General features: G+C 70.3%; 19 protein-coding genes and 1 pseudogene. 12 read left to right on the top strand and 8 right to left on the bottom strand.

Annotated elements, in window-relative coordinates; translation table 11 throughout:
* Together Q4F04_RS05615 and Q4F04_RS05610 are read right to left on the bottom strand one after the other, a co-directional pair.
* A pseudogene (locus tag Q4F04_RS05615) lies at positions 1 to 1,147 on the bottom strand (transcription-repair coupling factor); the annotation flags it as partial.
* Between the two features lie 54 nt (positions 1,148 to 1,201).
* On the bottom strand, positions 1,202 to 1,807 hold the full coding sequence (locus Q4F04_RS05610) for a hypothetical protein (protein ID WP_303368853.1): 606 nt from the start codon (positions 1,805 to 1,807) through the stop codon (positions 1,202 to 1,204).
* 86 nt (positions 1,808 to 1,893) lie between these two features.
* Between Q4F04_RS05610 and hemB the strand changes: the two genes are divergently transcribed.
* On the top strand, positions 1,894 to 2,898 hold the full coding sequence (gene hemB / locus Q4F04_RS05605) for a porphobilinogen synthase (RefSeq protein WP_303368852.1): 1,005 nt from the start codon (positions 1,894 to 1,896) through the stop codon (positions 2,896 to 2,898).
* A 97-nt stretch (positions 2,899 to 2,995) separates the two neighbouring features.
* Positions 2,996 to 4,225, top strand: coding sequence for a glycosyltransferase (locus Q4F04_RS05600; RefSeq protein WP_303368851.1), 1,230 nt, complete (start codon positions 2,996 to 2,998; stop codon positions 4,223 to 4,225).
* Positions 4,226 to 4,276: 51 nt separating this feature from the next.
* On the opposite strand, the gene Q4F04_RS05595 is transcribed toward Q4F04_RS05600, so the two are convergent.
* From Q4F04_RS05595 to Q4F04_RS05580, 4 genes are all read right to left on the bottom strand, one after another.
* A complete protein-coding gene (locus tag Q4F04_RS05595) occupies positions 4,277 to 4,930 on the bottom strand; it encodes a lytic transglycosylase domain-containing protein (protein WP_303368850.1) in 654 nt (217 codons plus the stop codon).
* A gap of 149 nt (positions 4,931 to 5,079) precedes the next feature.
* Complete coding sequence (gene ssb / locus Q4F04_RS05590) at positions 5,080 to 5,592, bottom strand: single-stranded DNA-binding protein (RefSeq protein WP_303368849.1); 513 nt, start codon at positions 5,590 to 5,592, stop codon at positions 5,080 to 5,082.
* Between the two features lie 67 nt (positions 5,593 to 5,659).
* Positions 5,660 to 6,760: a 3-dehydroquinate synthase gene (gene aroB / locus Q4F04_RS05585; protein ID WP_303368848.1), complete on the bottom strand. Its 1,101-nt coding sequence runs from the start codon at positions 6,758 to 6,760 to the stop codon at positions 5,660 to 5,662.
* Complete coding sequence (locus Q4F04_RS05580) at positions 6,757 to 7,320, bottom strand: shikimate kinase (protein WP_303368847.1); 564 nt, start codon at positions 7,318 to 7,320, stop codon at positions 6,757 to 6,759. Before Q4F04_RS05580 ends, aroB begins: the two co-directional genes overlap by 4 nt.
* A 171-nt stretch (positions 7,321 to 7,491) precedes the next feature.
* Here Q4F04_RS05580 and Q4F04_RS05575 point away from each other — a divergent pair, with 171 nt between their 5' ends.
* The 10 genes from Q4F04_RS05575 (at position 7,492) to aat (ending at position 17,877) form a co-directional block, all read left to right on the top strand.
* Positions 7,492 to 7,707, top strand: a complete 216-nt coding sequence (locus Q4F04_RS05575; protein WP_303368846.1) for a hypothetical protein — start codon at positions 7,492 to 7,494, stop codon at positions 7,705 to 7,707.
* The gene (locus Q4F04_RS05570) at positions 7,694 to 9,304 is read left to right on the top strand and encodes a hypothetical protein (RefSeq protein WP_303368845.1); all 1,611 of its coding nucleotides are present in this window, start codon (positions 7,694 to 7,696) and stop codon (positions 9,302 to 9,304) included. The genes Q4F04_RS05575 and Q4F04_RS05570 overlap by 14 nt, the downstream gene beginning before the upstream one ends.
* Positions 9,301 to 10,305 (top strand): tyrosine recombinase, encoded by a 1,005-nt coding sequence (locus Q4F04_RS05565; RefSeq protein ID WP_303368844.1) that lies wholly within the window; start codon positions 9,301 to 9,303, stop codon positions 10,303 to 10,305. The genes Q4F04_RS05570 and Q4F04_RS05565 overlap by 4 nt, the downstream gene beginning before the upstream one ends.
* Before the next feature lie 347 nt (positions 10,306 to 10,652).
* Positions 10,653 to 12,674, top strand: coding sequence for a transketolase (tkt, locus tag Q4F04_RS05560; protein ID WP_303368843.1), 2,022 nt, complete (start codon positions 10,653 to 10,655; stop codon positions 12,672 to 12,674).
* A gap of 112 nt (positions 12,675 to 12,786) precedes the next feature.
* A complete protein-coding gene (locus Q4F04_RS05555; RefSeq protein ID WP_303368842.1) occupies positions 12,787 to 13,698 on the top strand; it encodes a DMT family transporter in 912 nt (303 codons plus the stop codon).
* Positions 13,695 to 14,678, top strand: a complete 984-nt coding sequence (locus tag Q4F04_RS05550) for a lysophospholipid acyltransferase family protein (RefSeq protein WP_303368841.1) — start codon at positions 13,695 to 13,697, stop codon at positions 14,676 to 14,678. Before Q4F04_RS05555 ends, Q4F04_RS05550 begins: the two co-directional genes overlap by 4 nt.
* 51 nt (positions 14,679 to 14,729) lie before the next feature.
* Complete coding sequence (gene accB, locus Q4F04_RS05545) at positions 14,730 to 15,242, top strand: acetyl-CoA carboxylase biotin carboxyl carrier protein (RefSeq protein ID WP_303368840.1); 513 nt, start codon at positions 14,730 to 14,732, stop codon at positions 15,240 to 15,242.
* Between the two features lie 4 nt (positions 15,243 to 15,246).
* Positions 15,247 to 16,593 (top strand): acetyl-CoA carboxylase biotin carboxylase subunit, encoded by a 1,347-nt coding sequence (gene accC, locus Q4F04_RS05540; protein ID WP_303368839.1) that lies wholly within the window; start codon positions 15,247 to 15,249, stop codon positions 16,591 to 16,593.
* 89 nt (positions 16,594 to 16,682) lie between these two features.
* Complete coding sequence (locus tag Q4F04_RS05535; protein WP_303368838.1) at positions 16,683 to 17,051, top strand: glyoxalase/bleomycin resistance/extradiol dioxygenase family protein; 369 nt, start codon at positions 16,683 to 16,685, stop codon at positions 17,049 to 17,051.
* A gap of 118 nt (positions 17,052 to 17,169) precedes the next feature.
* Positions 17,170 to 17,877 (top strand): leucyl/phenylalanyl-tRNA--protein transferase, encoded by a 708-nt coding sequence (aat, locus tag Q4F04_RS05530; protein WP_303368837.1) that lies wholly within the window; start codon positions 17,170 to 17,172, stop codon positions 17,875 to 17,877.
* On the opposite strand, the gene Q4F04_RS05525 is transcribed toward aat, so the two are convergent.
* Together Q4F04_RS05525 and Q4F04_RS05520 are read right to left on the bottom strand one after the other, a co-directional pair.
* Complete coding sequence (locus tag Q4F04_RS05525; RefSeq protein WP_303368836.1) at positions 17,787 to 18,323, bottom strand: DUF2155 domain-containing protein; 537 nt, start codon at positions 18,321 to 18,323, stop codon at positions 17,787 to 17,789. The two genes, aat and Q4F04_RS05525, sit on opposite strands and share 91 nt — an antisense overlap.
* Positions 18,320 to 18,805: an outer membrane lipid asymmetry maintenance protein MlaD gene (locus Q4F04_RS05520; protein ID WP_303368835.1), complete on the bottom strand. Its 486-nt coding sequence runs from the start codon at positions 18,803 to 18,805 to the stop codon at positions 18,320 to 18,322. The genes Q4F04_RS05525 and Q4F04_RS05520 overlap by 4 nt, the downstream gene beginning before the upstream one ends.
* Positions 18,806 to 18,808 lie beyond the last annotated feature (3 nt).

The raw sequence follows: 18,808 nt of genomic DNA, 5'->3' as shown, positions 1-18,808 counted from the left end.
GGCGGGTCTTCTGCAACTCGCGGACATGGGTGGCGAGGGCGGCGAACAGGTCGGTCTTCTCGGCCTGCCGCTCGGGCGCGAAGTTGCGGCCGACGCGGCCGCCCGCGTCCAGCATGCCCGGTCCCGGAGGACGCGCCAGCACCGACAGAGCAATAGTACGGTGCGCGGAGAGCCAGCGGCGCCATTCCCCCTCGTACGCGAACATCGCGGTCGGCTCGACCGGGCGATAGACGCTGTCGGCGCCGCGCTTGCCCATCGCCTCGCGGCGGGCGTCGAACTGTTCGGAGATGGTGTCCCAGCGGGCGGCGCGGTGCTGCTCGATATGGTCGTCCAGCACCACGGACGCGCCGGGCAGGTAGTCGAACAGGCTGTCCAGCCGTTCATGGAACCACGGCAGCCAGTGTTCCATCCCCGCGACCTTCTGGCCCGCGCTGACCGCTTCATACAGCGGGTCGTTCGCACCGCCGCCATAGGCCGCGCGGTAGTTCTGGCGGAAGCGGGCGATGGCGTCGTCGTCCAGGATCACCTCGGACATGGGCGCGATCTCGACCCGGTCCAGCGCGCCGAGGCTGCGCTGCGTGTCGGGATCGAAGCGGCGGATGCCGTCCAGCACGTCCCCGAACAAGTCCAGCCGCACAGGCCCGCCCGGCCCCGGAGGATAGATGTCGATGATCCCGCCCCGGATGGCATAATCGCCCGGCTCGGTCACGGTCGGGGACTGGGAAAAGCCCATGCGCGCCAGGAAGCCGCGCAACTGCGCCTCGTCCAGCCGCTCGCCGACCTTGGCCATGAAGGATGCCGCGCGGACGGTTTCCGCCGCGGGCAGGCGCTGGACGGCGCCGTTTACCGTCGTCAGCAGCACGAAAGGCGGCTTGATCGCCCCGCTCGCCAGCGTCGCCAGCACCTGCAGCCGCTGCGCCATGATCTCGCCCGAAGGGGACACGCGGTCATAGGGCGTGGTGTCCCAGGCGGGCAGTTCCAGCACCGCCAGTTGCGGGGCGAAGAAGGCCAGCGCCGCGCGCGTCGCCGCCATCCGGCGGTCGTCGCGGGCGATGTGGATGACGGGCGCGCCGCGCTCGGCCTCGCGCGCGATCAGCGCGGCGTCAAAGCCTTCGGGCGCGCCGGAAAGGATCAGGGTTTCAGGCATGAAGGCTGAGGTAAAGCGCGGGGGCGTGATGTCAAGCGGCCCTGCCCAACGCCGTCACAACCCGTTCGGATGCCGCGCAAGCCAGATCGTCCCCCAGACCGCCGCCACCGCGACTGCCGCCGCCGACAGGGCCAGCGTCGCCCGCATATGCGCCGTGATCCGCGCGGCAATCTGCGAGGCGGCTTCACCGACCGGCACCCGCCCGTCCTCGGCCTCGGCCAGGGTCGCCCGCAGCCGGGCGGCGAGCCGCAGCCGCATCCAGCCCAGCAGCATCAAGGGGCCGACCAGCAGCAGCAGCGCCTGCGCCAGTTCCAGCCCGTAAAGGAAGCCCAGCCCCGCCAGCATCGACAGCACAAAGGACGCCACGCCCAGCAGCACCACGCCATCGTCCCGCATCAACTGCCAGCGGGGCACCACCAGCGACACCCAGTCCAGCAGCCTCAGCGCGGCGGCTTCATCGCTCGCGCCCCCGCGCTTCTGCAGGCTGCGGACCAGTTCGGGCGGGATGCCAAGGGCGCCGCGGCTGACCCAGGTCCAGGTGGCGGTCAGCATCAGCCAGTACCACAGCGACGAAAAGGATCGCGTATCCAGCGCCTCGATCAGCCCTGCCGTCCCTCCCATCGCTGTCTCCACCTGCGAACCGGCGATCACCCTAGCCATGCCGGCCGTCCGGCGGCAAGCGGGGCCGGTTGCATGGGGCCGCGGGGTCGTGGCAAGCAGGCCACTATCCTGCAAGGAGCCGCCCCATGCCCGCCACCCCGATCATCGCGCCCTTTCCCGCCACGCGCCTGCGCCGCCTGCGCCGCACCCCTGCCCTGCGCGCGCTGACGGCGGAACGCCAGGTCTCGGCCCAGAACCTGATCTGGCCGATCTTCGTGACCGAGGTTGCGGGCGGCGAGGGCGAAGTCCCCTCGATGCCCGGCGTGGACCGGCTGACGCTGGACGGGGCCAAGCGCGCGGCGGAAAAGGCGATGGAACTCGGCATCCCCGCGATCTGCATCTTCCCGCATTCGGACCCCGACCTGAAAACGGAAGGCTGCGAAAGGGCGTGGGACCCCGAGAACATCGGCAACCGCGCCATCCGCGCGATCAAACAGGTCGCGCCGGACCTCGCGGTGATGACCGACATCGCGCTGGACCCCTACAACATCAACGGGCACGACGGCTTTGTGCGGAACGGAGTCATCCTGAACGACGAGACGATCGAGGCCTTGGTCCGCATGGCGCTGGCGCAGGCCGAGGCTGGGGCGGACATCCTCGGGCCGTCCGACATGATGGACGGGCGCATCGGTGCGCTGCGCCGGGCGCTGGAAAGCGCGGGCCACAAGGACGTGGCGATCCTGTCCTATGCCGCCAAATATGCCTCGGGTTTCTATGGGCCGTTCCGGGATGCGGTCGGGGCCTCGGGGCGGCTGGTGGGCGACAAGAAGACCTACCAGATCAACCCTGCGAACCGCGACGAGGCCCTGCGCTGCGTCGCCCGCGACCTGGCCGAAGGCGCGGACATGGTCATGGTCAAGCCGGGGATGCCCTATCTCGACATCTGCCGCGAGGTGAAGGACCAGTTCGGCGCGCCGACCTATGCCTATCAGGTCAGCGGCGAATACGCGATGATGGAGGGCGCGATCCGTGCGGGCTGGCTCAAGCGCGACGTGGTGATGGAAAGCCTGCTTTCCTTTCGCCGCGCAGGCTGCGACGGCATCCTGACCTATTACGCCCCGCAGGTGGCCGAGGCTTTGGCGCAACGCTGAAGCCCGGCCCGCGACCGAGGACAAGGGCGCATCTGTCATGACATATTTTGGCATGCTAGCGCAGGGATGAGATTTCCCTGCCTCGCTGGACCCCATCGTGCTTGATCCCGCCGTCCTTGATGCTGCCCTCGATCCTGTCGGGACGAGGGACTCCTCTCCCCTGTCGCCCTCTGGCAAGGTGCAGCGATCCCGTCCCGCGCGAATCGTCGCCATCTCGGACTTCTGCTCGCAGGTCCCGCCCGAACCTCGGGCATCGGGCGAAGCGGCCTCTGGTGCCCTGCCCCCCGCGGCTGACCGTGCCGAGGTTCGCGTGACCGGCGGCTATCTCGAACGCCTGCCCTTGGCCGCCGTGGCTTCAAGCCTCGTGGACGCCGCCGAGATCTGGAGCTTCGCGGGCCGCGACGGGGAGTCCGACGCCGACTGCAACCGCCCCTGCGGCACGCCCGATCCCGCGCGCCCCGGCCTGACCCGCCGGGTGTTCCGGGCGGACGGCCCTGCGCCTTACGGCTCGGCCGAGGCGCTGGCCCATGTCGCGGCGCATGGGGCGCCGGATGTGCTCTGCGTCTGGGGCCTTGGCGTCGATGCGGCGCTGATGGAGGCCTGCAAGGGCGCGGTCACGATCTACAACTCGATCGACGCGCCCGCGCTGCGGCTGCCCGATGAGGTGGCCCGCCGCTTCGACCTGTTCCTGACCGGGGCCGAGTGGCAGTCCGACGAGATCCGGGCCCGCATTCCCGGCGCGCGCTGCCTGGTGCTGCCCATCGGCCCCGAGTTTGCCTCGGGCGACACCTTCCACCCGACGGGCGCGCCCAAGGACCGCGACGTGGTCTATGTGGCCTGCACCCAGCCCTACAAGCGGCACGACATCCTGTTCGACGCGCTGGAACGCCGCCCCGGCACCACCGCGCTGCTGGTCGTGGGCTACGGCCACATGACCGAGGAACTGCGCGCGGACGCCGCGCAACGCGGACTTGACGTGGAAATCGTTGGCCCGCTGCCGCATGACGAGGTGAACCGCCAGATCAACCGCGCCCGCATCGGCGTGGTCTGCGGCCAGCATGACGGCGCGCCCGCGATCCTGACCGAATACCAGTTGGCCGGGCTGCCGGTGCTGGCGAATGCGGATCTCGTCTGCGGGCTGCAGTACATCGCCCCGGAAACCGGCCTTGCCGCCGCGCCGGGCGAGGACTTCGCCGCCGCGATGGGGCGCCTGATCGAGCGTCACGCCGACTACAACCCCCGCCTCTACGCGCTGGCAAACTGGGGCTGGCCCACCAGCATCGCCCGGCTGAAGGCCGAGATCGACGCGATCCGTGCGGGACGCTGAATCAGCAAGGGCCGCGAAACGCTGCCCTTGCGTGCCGATGGCACCGGCAGCTCAGCCGCCGGCGATGATGCGGACGTAGTTGCGGGTCTCGCGATAGGGCGGGATGCCCTTGTGCTTGGTCACGGCCCCCGGCCCGGCGTTATAGGCCGCCAGCGCCAGCCGCCAGTCGCCGAAGGTGTTGTACATCATCCGCAGGTAGCGCGCGCCGCCGTCCAGGTTCTGGACGGGATCGTTCGGGTTCACGCCCAGCTTGGCCGCAGTCGCCGGCATCAGTTGCGCCAGCCCCGTGGCGCCCTTGTGCGAACGCGCCCCGGCGTTCCAGCCCGATTCCTGCTGGACGAGACGCAGGAACAGATCCTCGGGGATGCCATGCTTGCGGGCGGCGGCGCGGGCATGGGGCAGGTACTTGCTGCGCTGGTTGCCGGTATAGCGCGGGATCGACCCGGCGCTGCCGTCGAGGCTGATGACCGTCACCGTCCGTTCCCTGCCGGCATCGGGCCGCAGCCGCTGGGACCGCTGGTATTGTGCCGCCAAACGCGAATCCATCAGTTGCGTCTGCTTCTGGAACTGCGCCACCCTGGACTTGGAGGACGTGCCGCCCAGCCGCAGGCCATCCGCCTGTGCCGGGACAGCCACCGCGAGGCCGGCAAAGGCCAGCGCGGTGACCTTGGCCCACCGCGTCACGTTCGCGATCACTGCGTTCATCAGGAAACTCCCTCGCCGCTTATCGTTTTACCGGCACGATACCCGAAACCGGCTTCCGTGCCAGTCACCGCGTGCAGCCAAGCGGGCGACCTTGCAAAAGATCGGCGAAAAATCGCCGATCTTTCGGAAATCATGCTATAGGTTATTGATCAAAAAGGAATCTCATCATCGAAGTCCGGCGTGTTCCGGCCCTGTCCGCCGCCCGCGCCGCCGCCGGAAGAGCCGCGGTCAGGGTCGCCGTAGCCCTCGTCATAGCCACCGCGCGAGCTGCCTCCGAAGCCGCCGCCCTGTCCCCCGCCACCGCCACCGCCCCGGCTGTCAAGCATCGTCAGCTCGCTGCGGAAGGGGCGCAGCGCGACCTCGGTCGAATAGCGGTCGTTGCCGGACTGGTCCTGCCATTTGCGGGTTTCCAGTTGCCCTTCCAGATAAACCTTCATCCCCTTCTTCAGATACTGCTCGGCCACGCGGACCAGCGGTTCCGAATGGATCACGACCGAATGCCATTCCGTCCGCTCACGCCGCTCGCCCGAGTTGCGGTCCTTCCAGGTTTCCGAGGTGGCGATCCGCAGGTTGGCGATCTTGCCGCCGTTCTGGAAGGTGCGGATTTCAGGGTCCTGTCCCAGGTTGCCGATCAGGATGACCTTGTTGACGCTGCCTGCCATGTGCGGCTCCTTCAGGGGTGTCGAATCCGCTCTTACTACCCCGAGGGTTAAGGGGGGGTAAAGCCGATCATCGGGCCTGCGAAAGCGTCGCGCCAATCGCGTCCGGATCGACGTCAGACGCCACGAAGGCCCGCCCGATCCCATGCGCGAGGATCAGCCGCAGCCGTCCGTCCACAACCTTCTTGTCCTGCCCCATCAGCGCGATCAGGCCGGCGTCGTCGGGCAGATCGCCCGGAATGTCCGACAGTCGCGCGGGCATCCCCATCGCCGCGAGATGCGCGCCGACACGGCTCGGGTCCTCCTGCGGGCAGAGGCCCAGCCGCGCTGACAGGTCAAAGGCCAGCGCGCAGCCGATCGCCACCCCCTCGCCATGCAGCAGCCGGTCGGAATAGCCGGTCGCAGCCTCAAGCGCATGGCCGAAGGTGTGCCCGAGGTTCAGCAGCGCGCGGTCGCCCTGCTCGGTCTCGTCGCGGGCGACGATGGCGGCCTTCATGGCAACGGAATGGGCCACCGCATGGATCAGCGCCTCCTGGTCCCGGCGCAGGCGCGGCCCGTTCTGCTCAAGCCAGCCGAAGAAATCCGCATCCCCCAGCAGCCCGTATTTCACGACCTCGCCATAACCCGCGCTGAAATCGCGCTCTGGCAGGGTCGCCAGCACATCCGTATCCGCCAGCACGAGGCTGGGTTGATGAAACGCCCCGATCAGGTTCTTGCCGTGGGGCGAGTTGATCCCCGTCTTGCCACCCACGGAACTGTCCACCTGCGCCAGAAGCGTCGTCGGCAGTTGCACGAAGCGCACCCCCCGGCGCAGGATTGCCGCGGCGAAGCCCGCGAGATCGCCGATCACGCCCCCGCCCAGCGCGATCACGATGTCGCGCCGCTCGATCCGCTCGGCCAGCAGCCATTCGACCGCATGGCCAAGCTGATCCCAGCTTTTCGTGGCCTCGCCCGCAGGCAGCGCCAGTGACGAGGACCCGATTCCCGCGCGGTCCAAGGCATCGGTCAGGGCGGGCAGGTGCAGGGCGGCGACCCGCTCATCCGTCAGGACCGCCACGCGGGGGCGGGACAGCAGCGGGGCGATTTCCTCGCCTGCGCGGTCGATCAGGCCGGGGCCGATGCGGACGTCATAGGAACGCTCGCCCAGGGCGACGGGGACGGTGCGGATCATGCGGGCTCCAGGATGTCGGGACAGGCGGCGCGGATGGCGTCGAGGACCCGCGTCGCGGTGGCCTCGACCGTGTCGCGGTCCTGCACGGCCAGGGTGATGTCGGCCAGGGCATAGACCGGCGCGCGCTCGGCCAGCAGGCGTTCCAGCGTGCCGCGCGGGTCTTTGGTCTGCAGCAATGGCCGCGTGGGCTTCTGCTTGACCCTGCGCCACAGCGTCGAAAGCGCGGGGTCCAGCCAGACCGACACGCCCGCAGCCGAGATGATCGCCCGGTTCTCGGGGCGCAGAAAGGCCCCGCCGCCGGTCGAGACGATGCCGGGCGGGCCGCGCAGCACGCGGGCCAGCACCTCGGATTCGCGGGCGCGGAAGAAAGCCTCGCCGTCGCGGGCGAAGATCTCGGGGATGGAGGCGGCGGCGGCACGCTCGATCTCGGTGTCGGTGTCAAGGACGGGCACGCCGAGACGGCGGCCAAGCTCGGCCCCGACCGCCGATTTGCCGGCCCCCATCATGCCGATCAGCACGATGCTGCGTTTCACCGCTTTCGTTCCTTTCGCCTCCGGCATGGTCGACTCGCTCAAATACAAGGCGCGGGGTGGAAGACCACGGGATTTTAGCTATCCGCTCTCGGTCCCGTGCAAGGGTCGCGGCTTTCAACCGGCGCGGCAACGGGTTATCGGATGGCGCGAAGGCGTGCCAGCCGCAAGTTGGCGGGCCGCGAAGGAAAGGATCTGTCCATGCGGCTGCTGCGCGTCATCATCTTCCTTGCCGTGGCGGGCGTGATCGCACTGGTGGGCTATGCCTATTTCGGTGACATGACCGCCGACCCCAGGCCGATCCACGTCCCGGTCGAGCTTGACCTGAACCTTCCCCCCGCCACCGCTCCGGCAGCGGCGCCGGCTGTCGCGCCCGCCGTACCCCAGGAGCAAGACGATCCCGATGCGCTGGACTGATCTCGCCCTGCTCGCCGCGCTGACCACTGCGGGACCGGCATTCGCGCAGGGAACCGGCGCCCCCGCGGCGGCCAGCGACTGGCTGGGCGGCACCGCGCCCCCTCGCCCGCCCGTGACCGGCTGGCGTCCGGGCGAGCCTGCGCCCTTCGAGGCACAGCGCCGCCGCTCGGACCCGCCACCGGGCCGCCCGGCGACCCTGAAGCCGCCGCGCGAGCTTGCGACCTCGGCCGCGCCGCCACCGGTGGGGGTGATGCGGCTGTCGGACGGCAATCCCGACACCAAGGGCGCGATCCCGGCCGAGGCCGCGCGGCTGCCCCGCGACCTGTGGGGCGCCGCACCCGCCGGAGAGGTGACGCAGGCGATCGCCACCGCCCAGCCGCGCCTTGCCGCCAACCGCTCGCTGTTCCAGCGGATGCTGACGGCGCAGCTTCAGCCCCCCGGGGGCGCCGCTGCCGGTGACGAAGGGCGGCTGTTCCTTGCCCGCGTGGATCGGCTGATTGCGGCCGGGCGGCTGGACGACGCCGATGCGCTGTTGCAATCGGCGGGCTGGTCGGACGGGGCGCGCTTTGCCCGCCGCTTCGACATCGCCCTGCTGCGCGACACCGCGGACGAGGTCTGCGCCACGATGGGCCTGCGCCCCGGCCTCGCCCCGGATCTCGGCGCGCGCATCTACTGCCTCGCGCGGGAAGGCGACTGGAACGCCGCCGCGCTGACGCTGCACGGGGCGCGGGCGGGCGGAATGATGCCGCCCCAGACCGTGGCGCTGCTGGAGCGTTTTCTTGACGACGGTTCGACCGACCTATCCGAGCCGCTGCCCGATCCCGCGCAGGTCACGCCGCTGGAGTTCCGGCTGTTCGAGGCCATCGGCCAGCCCCTTGCGACGGCGGACCTGCCGCTGGCCTTTGCCTGGGCCGACCTGAACGGCAACGGCGGCTGGAAGGCGCGGCTGGACGCGGCCGAACGGCTGGCCCGCGCCGGCGCAATCGACCCCGCACCGCTGGCCGCGGCCTATCTGGACCAGCGACCCGCCGCCTCGGGGGGGGTCTGGGACCGGGCCGCCGCGTTCCAGCGGCTTGATGCGGCGCTGGAAGCGGGCGATGCGGCGACGGTTTCGGCTGAACTGCCGGATGCGGCCTCGCTGTTCCTGCAGGCGGGGCTGATCCTGCCCTTCGCGCGGCTGATCGGCCCCGCGCTTTCGGGGCTGGCGGTGGACGAGGGGGCGGCCGAGACGGCGGCGCATCTGCGGCTGCTGACCGGGGTTCCGGGCACGCCGCCGGGCGACGTGCCTGCGCATGACCGCCCCCTGCTGGCGCTGGCGCAGGGCGACCCCGGTGCGGCTGCCGCCTTTCCGGCGGACAGCACCGGCGCCGCCTTTGCCGAGGCGCTGGCGGCCAGGCCCCTGCCCGAAGCCCCGCCCGAGGGCCGCGGCCTCGCGCTGCTCTCCGCCATGGCAGATGTCGAGGCGGGGCTGGACGGCGACATTGCCCGCGCCGGAAACGGCCTGCGCCGGATGGTCGAACTGGGCCAGCCCGCAGACGCCCGCCTTGCCGCCGTCGAGCTGCTGCTGACCGAGCACATGGGCGGCCCCCGCCGATGAGCGGCCCGCGCCGCCCCGGCCGCCCGCCCGCGCGGCAGGACAAGGGCGCGGCCGAGGACCTGCGCCGCGTCGGCGCCTTTCTGGACGCGCAGGCGGCCGAGGCGGGGGCCGCGCACAACACGCTGCTGGCCTATGGGCGCGACCTTGCCGACCTCGCCGCATGGGCCGCGCGGCAGGGGACGACGCTGACCACCATGACGCGCGAGGACATCGAGGCCTACCTGTCGGCCTGCGAGGCCGAAGGCCTGTCCCGCGCCACCCGCGCCCGCAGGCTCTCGGCGATCCGCCAGTTCACCCGCTTCGCGCTGGACGAGAACTGGCGCGAGGACGACCCGGCGATCCGCCTGGCCGGTCCCGGCCGCGGCCAGCGGCTGCCCAAGGTGCTGAGCCAGGCCGAGGTCGGCCGCCTGCTCGACGCCGTCCAGACCCATGGCGCGACGCCCGAGGACCGCGCCCGCAACACCGCCGCGATGGAGCTGATCTATGCGACCGGAATGCGGGTCAGCGAGCTTGTCTCGCTGCCCGTGGCGGCGCTGCGGGGCGACCCCGAACTGCTGCTGATCCGCGGCAAGGGCGGGCGCGAGCGCATGGTCCCCCTGACCGGCCCCGCCCGCGCCGCCGTCGCCCGCTGGCTGGTGCTGCGCGACAGGGCCGCCGCCGACAGCGCGCTGGGCCGGCTGGTCGCAGGCCAGGGCGCGCGCTGGCTGTTCCCGGCCGCCGGGGCCGCCGGCCACATGACCCGGCAGGCGTTCCACGGGATGCTCGCGAATCTCGCGGCAGCGGCGGGGCTGCCACCGGGCAAGGTCACGCCCCATGTCCTGCGGCACGCCTTTGCCACGCATCTGCTGGAAGGCGGCGCCGACCTGCGGGCGATCCAGACCCTGCTCGGCCACGCCGACCTCGGCACGACCGAGATCTACACCCATGTCCTCGACGAGCGGATGCGCGAGCTGGTCCTGAACCATCATCCGCTTGCCCGCGCCCGTTCCTCATCTTCATAGGTGAATGACGCCAGAGACCATCCCCGCCTGCGCCGCATCGGATCGGGCGCGGGCGGCAAGCGCATCCGCACCGGCCGCCCGAAATTGCGGCAGCCACCACGTCCTTCGGTCCCTCACCATGACATGCGCGGCGCGTCCGGATGGGCAGCTGCAAGCCGGCTGCAAAGCCGCTCTGCTGATCATCCCGGCGCTGGAAGGGAGCGGGAGGATGCCTTGGGACAGCCATGGCCAGAACTCGAGGAGCGCCGTCCCGGTGCGGCACCGCCACGTCAGCCATCGCCCGCAGCTTGCAACCGGCCGGACCGATGCCTATCACCCTGCCAACCCCTGAACCCCGGAGCCGCCCCATGCCCCTTTCCGCGCGCCGACTTGCCGATCCCGACCACTGGAGCCTCGCCAGCGCGATCCGCGTGCTGTCGATGGACGCGGTCGAGGCCGCGAACTCGGGCCATCCCGGGATGCCGATGGGCATGGCCGATGTCGCCACCGTGTTGTGGGGCAAGCATCTCAAGTTCGACGCCAGCGCCCCACACTGGTTCGACCGCGACCGCTTCATCCTGTCGGCGGGCCACGGGTCCATGCTGATCTATTCGCTGCTGCACCTGACGGGGTTCGAGCAGATGACGCTCGACCAGATCCGCAACTTCCGCCAATGGGGCGCGGCGACGGCGGGGCACCCGGAATACGGCCATGCCGAGGGCGTGGAAACCACCACCGGCCCGCTTGGCCAGGGCCTTGCGACCTCGGTCGGCTTCGCCATGGCCGAGGCCAAGATGCGCGCCGAGTTCGGCGAGGAACTGTGCGACCACCGCACCTGGGTCATCGCCGGCGACGGCTGCCTGATGGAAGGCATCAGCCAGGAGGCGATCACCCTTGCCGGTCACCTGCGCCTGGGCCGGCTGATCGTTCTTTGGGACGACAACCGGATCACCATCGACGGCGCCGTGTCGCTGTCGGATTCGACCGACCAGCTCAAGCGGTTCGAGGCCGCGGGCTGGCGCACGCTCTCCTGCGACGGCCACGACCCGGCAGATATCGACCAGGCGCTGACCGCCGCAAAAGAGGACGACGGCCGCCCGGTGCTGGTCGCCTGCAACACGACCATCGGCTACGGCTCGGCCAAGAAGGGCGGCACCTCGGGCGTCCATGGCTCGCCGCTGGGGGCCGAGGAGATCGCGGCCACCCGCCTCGCTTATGCATGGGAGCATGAGGCGTTCGACCTGCCTGACGAACTGGTCGCCCGCTGGCGCGAGATCGGCGCTCGCGGAAAGGCCGACCGCGAGGCTTGGGCGACCCGCGTGGACGCCCTGCCCGCCGACCAGCGCAACGCCTTCGCCTCGCGCGTGGCCGGTGAGCCGAACGAGGCGCTGGCCCCCGCCATCGCGGCGCTGAAGGAAAAGGCCAGCGCCGAGAAACCCAAGGTCGCCACCCGCAAGGCGTCCGAGATGGTGCTTGAGGTCGTGAACCCGATCCTGCCGGAAACCATCGGCGGCTCGGCCGACCTGACCGGCTCGAACAACACCAAGACCCGCGACCTCGGCATCTTCGACGCGCAGAACCGCGCGGGCCGCTATGTCCACTGGGGCATCCGCGAACACGGCATGGCCGCTGCGATGAACGGCCTCGCCCTGCACGGCGGCTTCCGCCCTTATGGCGGGACCTTCCTAGTCTTCACCGACTACGCCCGCGGCGCGATGCGCCTGTCGGCGCTGATGGGGGTTCCGGTGGTCTACGTCATGACCCACGATTCCATCGGTCTGGGCGAGGACGGCCCCACCCACCAGCCGGTCGAGCATCTGGCCATGCTGCGCGCCACCCCCAACACCTGGACCTTCCGCCCCGCCGACCTGGTGGAAACCGCCGAGGCCTGGGAACTGGCGCTGACCACCGACTCGACGCCTTCGGTCCTCGCGCTGTCGCGGCAGAACCTGCCCACGGTGCGGACGGAACATACGCCCGAGAACTTGACCGCCAAGGGCGCCTATATCCTGCGCGAAGCATCAAGCCAACCGAAGGCGATCCTCATGGCCTCCGGCTCCGAGGTGGAGATCGCCCTCAAGGCCGCGGAAACCCTTGAAGCCGAGGGCACTCCCATCCGCGTCGTCTCGGTCCCCTGCATGGAACTGTTCCGCGACCAGCCCGAGGATTATCGCGCCGAGGTCCTGCCCGAAGGCCCGGTCCGCGTCGCCATCGAGGCCGCCGTCCGCCAGCCCTGGGACTGGCTGCTCATGGGCGAGCGCGGAGACTGGAAGCGTCAGGACTTCGTCGGCATGACCGGCTTCGGCGCCTCGGCCCCCGCTGACCGGCTTTACAAGGAGTTCGGCATCACCCCCGAGGCCACGGTGGCAAAGGTCAAGGCGCTGCTGTGAGACCCGCGACACAGCCCGGCCGCGCGGCCCCTTGCGCGCCGGGTTGTCTTTCGGCCCCAAATATCCCTCGCGGAGCGTCCGGCAGATCAACAGGGCGCAGGGGTTCCCCCTGATGGCGGCGCTGCAGCCCGAACCGCTTCCAACGGCGCGGCCGAAAGCGTCGCAGCAGTCGCTGGGCATCCTCGCGCTGCTGGCTTCGGTCTTCCTGTTCACGCTGATGGACGGGACCGGCAAGCACCTGACGCAAGCCGGCTACCACCCCGGCCAGATCGTCTGGTGCCGCATGGCGCTGAACCTCGGCATCGTCCTGCTGGTGCTGGCGCCCCGGCTGCGACGGGTCGTCCGCTCGGCCTCGCCCCTGCTGCAGGTGGGGCGGGGGCTGACGCAACTTGCCTCGATCGGGCTGTTCTTCACCGCGCTGCAGTTCATCGGGCTGGCCGAGGCGACTGCCATCATGGACATCAACCCGGTCCTCATCACGCTGGGCGCGGCGCTGTTCCTCGGGGAAAGCATCGGCCCGCGCCGCATCGCCGGCATCACCGTCGCGCTGGCGGGCGCGATGATCGTGATCCGTCCCGGGGCGGGCGTCTTTCAGCCCGCCGCCCTGCTGCCGCTGCTGGGGGCGGTCAGCTACGCGGCGGGCGCGATCATGACGCGGATGGTGCGCGGCGACGGCATCGCGACCTCGATCCTGTGGTCCACCGGGGTGGCGACGATCGGCGCCTCGCTGGTCGCGCCCTTCGTCTGGCAGCCCATCGCGCCTGGCGACATCTGGGCCTTCGTGGCGCTGGGCCTGTTCGGCACGCTGGCCCAGGCGCTGCTGATCCGGGCCTTCGCCATGGCCGAGGCCGGCGCCATCGCCCCCTTCGGCTATACCGGGCTGATCTGGGCCGCGCTCTGGGGCTGGCTGTTCTTCGGGGCGGTGCCGGATGGCTGGACCGTCACCGGCGCCTGCATCATCGTGGCGGCGGGACTTTACGTCTGGGCGCGAGAGGCGCAGGCCACCCGCGGATCAAAGCCATGACAAAGACACCCGAGGAACCGCCCATCCCCCTGTCGGACCGGCTGACAAGCGGAGCCTTCCGGCTGCTCGTCGGCGTCTTCCGGCTGATGCCCTATCGCCGCCGGGTGCCGGCGATGGGCTGGGCCTTCGCCCATCTGGTCGCCCCGCTTGCGGGCTGGCGCAGGCGCATCCGCGACAACCTCGCGCTCGCCCGCCCCGACCTGACCCCAGCCGAGGTTCGGCGCCTGACCCGCGCCGTGCCGGACAACGCCGGCCGCGCCCTGATCGAAACCTACTCGGGCACCGAGTTCATCGCCCGCATCGGCGCCGAGGACCGGCTGACCGGCCCCGGCCTGCCCGCGCTGGAACAGGCGGCGGCGGCGGGGCGACCCGCTGTCCTCGCCTGCGCGCATTTCGGCAACTACGATGCCATGCGGGTGGCGCTGGCCGCCCGGGGCTGGAGCATCGGCGCGCTCTATCGCCCGATGAACAACCGGGCCTTCAACCGTCACTACGTCCCCGCGATCGAGGCGATCTCTCAGCCGCTGTTCCCCCGGGGACGCGCCGGGCTGGCGGGGATGCTGCGGTTCCTGAGGGGAGGCGGGATGCTGTGCCTCGGCTTCGACCAGTACGACCGCCACGGCGCGACGCTGCGCTTCTTCGGCTTGCCCAGCCAGACGGTCCTGACCCCGGCGGAACTCGCGCTGCGCTATGGGGCGCTGCTGGTCCCCGTCGCGGCCATCCGCCAGCCCGACGGGCTGAGCTTCCGTGTCGAGGTGGGCGAGCCGGTGCCGCCCACCGACCCCGAAACCATGATGCAGGCGCTGAACGACGATCTGGAACGGCTGGTACGCGCACATATGGACCAGTGGCTCTGGATTCACCGGCGCTGGAAGGACCTGTCCGGACCGCCCGACAGCGATGACGATACGCCCCTGGCGGGCGGTCCCTCGGCGCCTTCGGCCGAAACGGTTTCCCTTGCGCCGCGCGAAGGTTTATAACGCGCGGCGAAAACGCCGCGACCCCAGAACGGCCCCAAGGCAGAGATTTAGATGAGCGAGAACGACCAGACCCGGCATCACGCGGGCGACACCGCCTTTATCCAGGCGCTGGCTGAGCTTCTGAACCGCAACGAGTTGACCGAGATCTCGGTCAAGCGCGAATATGGCGAGAACGACCGCCTGACCGTGTCGCTGTCCAAGCATGGCAAGCAGGTTCTCGTGCAAAACGCGGCCGCGCCGGTGCAGGCGCTGCCCGCGCCCGCCCTCCCCGCAGCCCAGCCTGCCGCTGCCGCTGCCGCGCCTGCGGGCGCGGGCGATCCGGCCAGCCATCCGGGCGCCGTGACCTCGCCCATGGTCGGCACCGCGTATCTGTCGGCCGAGCCGGGGTCCGCGCCCTTCGTGTCCATCGGCCAGACGGTGGCCGAGGGCGACACGCTGATGATCGTCGAGGCGATGAAGACCATGAACCACATCCCCGCCCCCCGCGCCGGGACCGTGCGCCGGGTGCTGGTCGAAGACGGCACCCCCGTCGAGTTCGGCACGCCGCTGATGATCGTCGAGTAAGGCGATGTTCGACAAGATCCTGATCGCCAACCGGGGCGAGATCGCGCTGCGGGTCATCCGGGCCTGCGCGGAAATGGGCATCGCCTCGGTGGCGGTCCATTCCACCGCCGACAGCGACGCCATGCATGTCCGCATGGCCGACGAATCGATCTGCATCGGCCCGCCGCCCTCGTCCCTGTCCTACCTGTCGATGCCCGCCATCGTGTCGGCCTGCGAGATCACAGGCGCGCAGGCGATCCATCCGGGCTACGGCTTCCTGTCCGAAAACGCCCAGTTCGTGCAGATGGTCGAGGACCACGGCCTCACCTTCATCGGCCCCCGGGCGGAACATATCCGCCTGATGGGCGACAAGATCACCGCAAAGGAAACCGCCAAGGCGCTGGGCATCCCGGTCGTGCCGGGGTCCGAGGGCGGCGTGCCCGATTTCGAGACCGCGCAGCGGGTGGCCGCCGAGATGGGCTATCCGGTCATCATCAAGGCCACCGCCGGGGGCGGCGGGCGCGGCATGAAGGTGGCGCTGGACGAAACCGGGCTGGAAGTCGCCTTCCGCACCGCGCGGTCCGAGGCCAAGTCCGCCTTCGGCAATGACGAGGTCTATATCGAGAAATACCTGCAGCGCCCGCGCCATATCGAGATCCAGGTCTTCGGCGACGGCCGCGGCAATGCCGTCCACCTTGGCGAACGCGACTGTTCCCTGCAGCGCCGCCACCAGAAGGTCCTCGAGGAAGCGCCCGGGCCCGTCATCACCGCCGAGCAGCGCGACCGCATCGGCACCATCTGCGCCGACGCCATGTCGCGCCTGCAATACGCGGGCGCCGGCACCATCGAGTTCCTGTTCGAGGATGGCGAGTTCTACTTCATCGAGATGAACACCCGCCTGCAGGTGGAGCATCCCGTGACCGAGGCGATCTTCGGCGTCGATCTGGTGCGCGAACAGATCCGTGTCGCCGCGGGCCAGCCGATGAGCTTCCGGCAGGAGGATCTGGTGATCCGCGGCCATGCCATCGAGGCCCGGATCAACGCGGAACGCCTGCCGAACTTCAGCCCCTGCCCCGGCCGGATCACCCAGTATCACGCGCCGGGCGGCTTGGGCGTGCGGATGGATTCCGCGATCTACGACGGCTACACGATCCCGCCCTATTACGACAGCCTGATCGCCAAGCTGATCGTCTATGGCCGCGACCGGCCCGAGGCGCTGGCCCGGCTGAACCGGGCGCTGAACGAGCTGATCGTGGACGGGGTGGACACGACCGTTCCGCTGTTCCACGAGCTGCTGCAGGAACCGGACATTCAGCGCGGCGATTATTCGATCCACTGGCTGGAACGCTGGCTGGCGCGGACCTACGGCTGACTCTCGAAGGCGGCGGGGCGCGGTCCTGATTGCGCCCTTTGCGGCTTCCGGTCTAACCTTTGCCGGTCTTCCAGCAGAAGGACCGCGCCATGTCGTGGAAGCCGGACGGATACAGCAGCGTCAGCCCTTATCTGTATGTGCGGGATGCGGAACGAACGCTCGCCTTCGTGCAGGCCGTCTTCGGGGCCGAACGTCTGCGGGTCATCCCGCGCGAGGGCGGCGGGATCATGCATGCCGAGGCGCGGATCGACGACAGCGTGGTGATGATGGGCGAGGTCGCCGACGCGCCCGATTCGAATGTCCATGTCTATGTGCCCGACGCGATCGCGGCTTTCCAGCGCGCGCGCGAGGCGGGCGGCACGGTGGTGGCGGAACCCGGACGATCCGGCGATGGCGATCTGCGCGGCGGCATCGCCGACGGGAACGGGACGGTCTGGTGGATCAGCACGCAGGATTGACAGGTGGTTGCAGGACCGCCCCGGACGACGGTCCTGCAAGCGGACGGGACGCGGGTCTGGGGCGCCGCATGGCCAGTCCGGCAGGCGCCAGGCGCTGCATCAAGGACAGTCCGGCCCGATGCTGACCGCCCGGATGCTGCTGAAGGGATATGCCAACGGCGTCTTCCCGATGGCCTGCTCGGCGACCGACCCGCAGCTTTACTGGTTCGACCCCCCGCGCCGCGGCATCCTGCCGGTAGGGCGGGTCCATGCCTCGCGCTCGCTGATCCGCAGCCTCGCCCGCGGCGGCTGGACCGCCGACGCCCGCCCCGATTTCGACGCCATCGTGGCGGCCTGCGCCGACCGGCCGGAAACCTGGATCAACGATCAGCTGCGCCGGCTTTACCGCGACCTGCATGCGATCGGCCATGCCCATGCGCTGGCCGTGATGCAGGACGGCCAGCTTGCCGGCGGCATCTTCGGGGTGACACTGGCGGGCGCGTTCTTCGGGGAAAGCATGTTCTCGACCCGGAGGGACGGGTCGAAGATGGCGCTGGTCTGGATCTCAGACCATCTGAGGCGCTGCGGCTTCACCCTGTTCGACACCCAGTATCTGACCCCGCATCTGGCCACCATGGGAGGGGTCGAGATCAGCCGCCTGCAGTATCAGGCGAGGCTTGCCGAGGCGCTGGAACGGCCCGCCGATTTCCGTGCCCGCCCGCTGCGATCAGCCGAATCGCTGATGGCGAGCCTGCGTCAGCCGGCCTCGTCTTCCTCGACGGGGGCGAAATCGCCGTCCGGGCCCATGCCCTCGCCGCCTTCCGGCTCGGCGGTGTCGGGCTCATAGGTCAGGTCGGGCCGCGCAAGGCCGGTGCCGTCGTTGCAGGACACCACCCAGACATCATAGCGCGCATCGTCCAGCGCCGACATCGCAGGCGAGGACGCGATCATCCAGCCGGTGAACAGCGCCCTGCGGCTGCGCCGATCGGTGATGGTCAGTTGCGCGAAGGCATCCGATTCGGGATCGGCCGCAGGATAGCGGCATTCGCCCAGCCGCACTTCCAGCCGCCCGAAGGTGACGGAATCGCCCACGGCCAGCGGCAGGTCGGTGCTTTGCCCCGACACCTTGTCAAGCGCGCGCAGCAGCGCCCCTTCGCCGCGGTCGATCTGGCCCTCGATCAGCGGAGCCACGGTCTCGGCGCGGGTTCCGGGGGCGATGTCGGTATTGCTGCGGCTCTGGGCGAAGGCCGGAGCGGCGGCAAGCAGCGCCAGCGCTAAGGCGGCGCGGATCACGGCAGAGCCTCTGACACCGGATCGGGCCCGGCATCGCTCGCCTGCGCGTCCACGAATTTCATCATCAGCCCCAGCAGGCTGACCGCGCCCTGCACGTCCTCGATCTCGTCACCGGGGGCAAGCGTCTCGACCGCCCCACCGGGCCGCAGTTCGATATAGGCGCCGCCCAGCAGCCCGTCCGACTGGATCAGCGCGGCGCTGTCCACGGGCAGTTCGATGCTTTGGGGCACCCGCAGCTCGGCCTCGGCGTAATAGGTCTGGGGATTCAGCCGCACGTCGGCCACGCGGCCCACGCGGACGCCGGCCAGGCGGATCTCGGTCCCGCGCTCGACGCCGTCCACGTTCGGGAAGGCCGCGACCAGCGGATAGGTGCCCTGCCCGCGCTGATCCCAGCCGCCCATGGACCAGGCAAGGAAGCCCGCCGCGACCGCAAGGACGGCCGCACCGACCAGCAGCTCGGCCTTTTCGGCGGATCCCGTCACCGG

The sequence above is a fragment of the Paracoccus sp. (in: a-proteobacteria) genome (assembly GCF_030536915.1).
GTDB lineage: Bacteria > Pseudomonadota > Alphaproteobacteria > Rhodobacterales > Rhodobacteraceae > Paracoccus.
This window is presented reverse-complemented; position numbering and strand designations above follow the sequence as displayed.

What these genes read in the sequence shown, in the direction of transcription:
- Q4F04_RS05550 (WP_303368841.1), top strand. Translation starts at nt 13,695, where the DNA reads ATGACAAAGACACCCGAGGAACCGCCCATCCCCCTGTCGGACCGGCTG.
- Q4F04_RS05575 (WP_303368846.1), top strand. Translation starts at nt 7,492, where the DNA reads ATGCGGCTGCTGCGCGTCATCATCTTCCTTGCCGTGGCGGGCGTGATC.
- hemB (WP_303368852.1), top strand. Translation starts at nt 1,894, where the DNA reads ATGCCCGCCACCCCGATCATCGCGCCCTTTCCCGCCACGCGCCTGCGC.
- aat (WP_303368837.1), top strand. Translation starts at nt 17,170, where the DNA reads ATGCTGACCGCCCGGATGCTGCTGAAGGGATATGCCAACGGCGTCTTC.
- accC (WP_303368839.1), top strand. Translation starts at nt 15,247, where the DNA reads ATGTTCGACAAGATCCTGATCGCCAACCGGGGCGAGATCGCGCTGCGG.
- Q4F04_RS05535 (WP_303368838.1), top strand. Translation starts at nt 16,683, where the DNA reads ATGTCGTGGAAGCCGGACGGATACAGCAGCGTCAGCCCTTATCTGTAT.
- accB (WP_303368840.1), top strand. Translation starts at nt 14,730, where the DNA reads ATGAGCGAGAACGACCAGACCCGGCATCACGCGGGCGACACCGCCTTT.
- Q4F04_RS05595 (WP_303368850.1), bottom strand. Translation starts at nt 4,930, where the DNA reads ATGAACGCAGTGATCGCGAACGTGACGCGGTGGGCCAAGGTCACCGCG.
- Q4F04_RS05610 (WP_303368853.1), bottom strand. Translation starts at nt 1,807, where the DNA reads ATGGCTAGGGTGATCGCCGGTTCGCAGGTGGAGACAGCGATGGGAGGG.
- aroB (WP_303368848.1), bottom strand. Translation starts at nt 6,760, where the DNA reads ATGATCCGCACCGTCCCCGTCGCCCTGGGCGAGCGTTCCTATGACGTC.
- ssb (WP_303368849.1), bottom strand. Translation starts at nt 5,592, where the DNA reads ATGGCAGGCAGCGTCAACAAGGTCATCCTGATCGGCAACCTGGGACAG.
- Q4F04_RS05565 (WP_303368844.1), top strand. Translation starts at nt 9,301, where the DNA reads ATGAGCGGCCCGCGCCGCCCCGGCCGCCCGCCCGCGCGGCAGGACAAG.
- Q4F04_RS05555 (WP_303368842.1), top strand. Translation starts at nt 12,787, where the DNA reads ATGGCGGCGCTGCAGCCCGAACCGCTTCCAACGGCGCGGCCGAAAGCG.
- Q4F04_RS05580 (WP_303368847.1), bottom strand. Translation starts at nt 7,320, where the DNA reads ATGCCGGAGGCGAAAGGAACGAAAGCGGTGAAACGCAGCATCGTGCTG.
- Q4F04_RS05570 (WP_303368845.1), top strand. Translation starts at nt 7,694, where the DNA reads ATGCGCTGGACTGATCTCGCCCTGCTCGCCGCGCTGACCACTGCGGGA.
- tkt (WP_303368843.1), top strand. Translation starts at nt 10,653, where the DNA reads ATGCCCCTTTCCGCGCGCCGACTTGCCGATCCCGACCACTGGAGCCTC.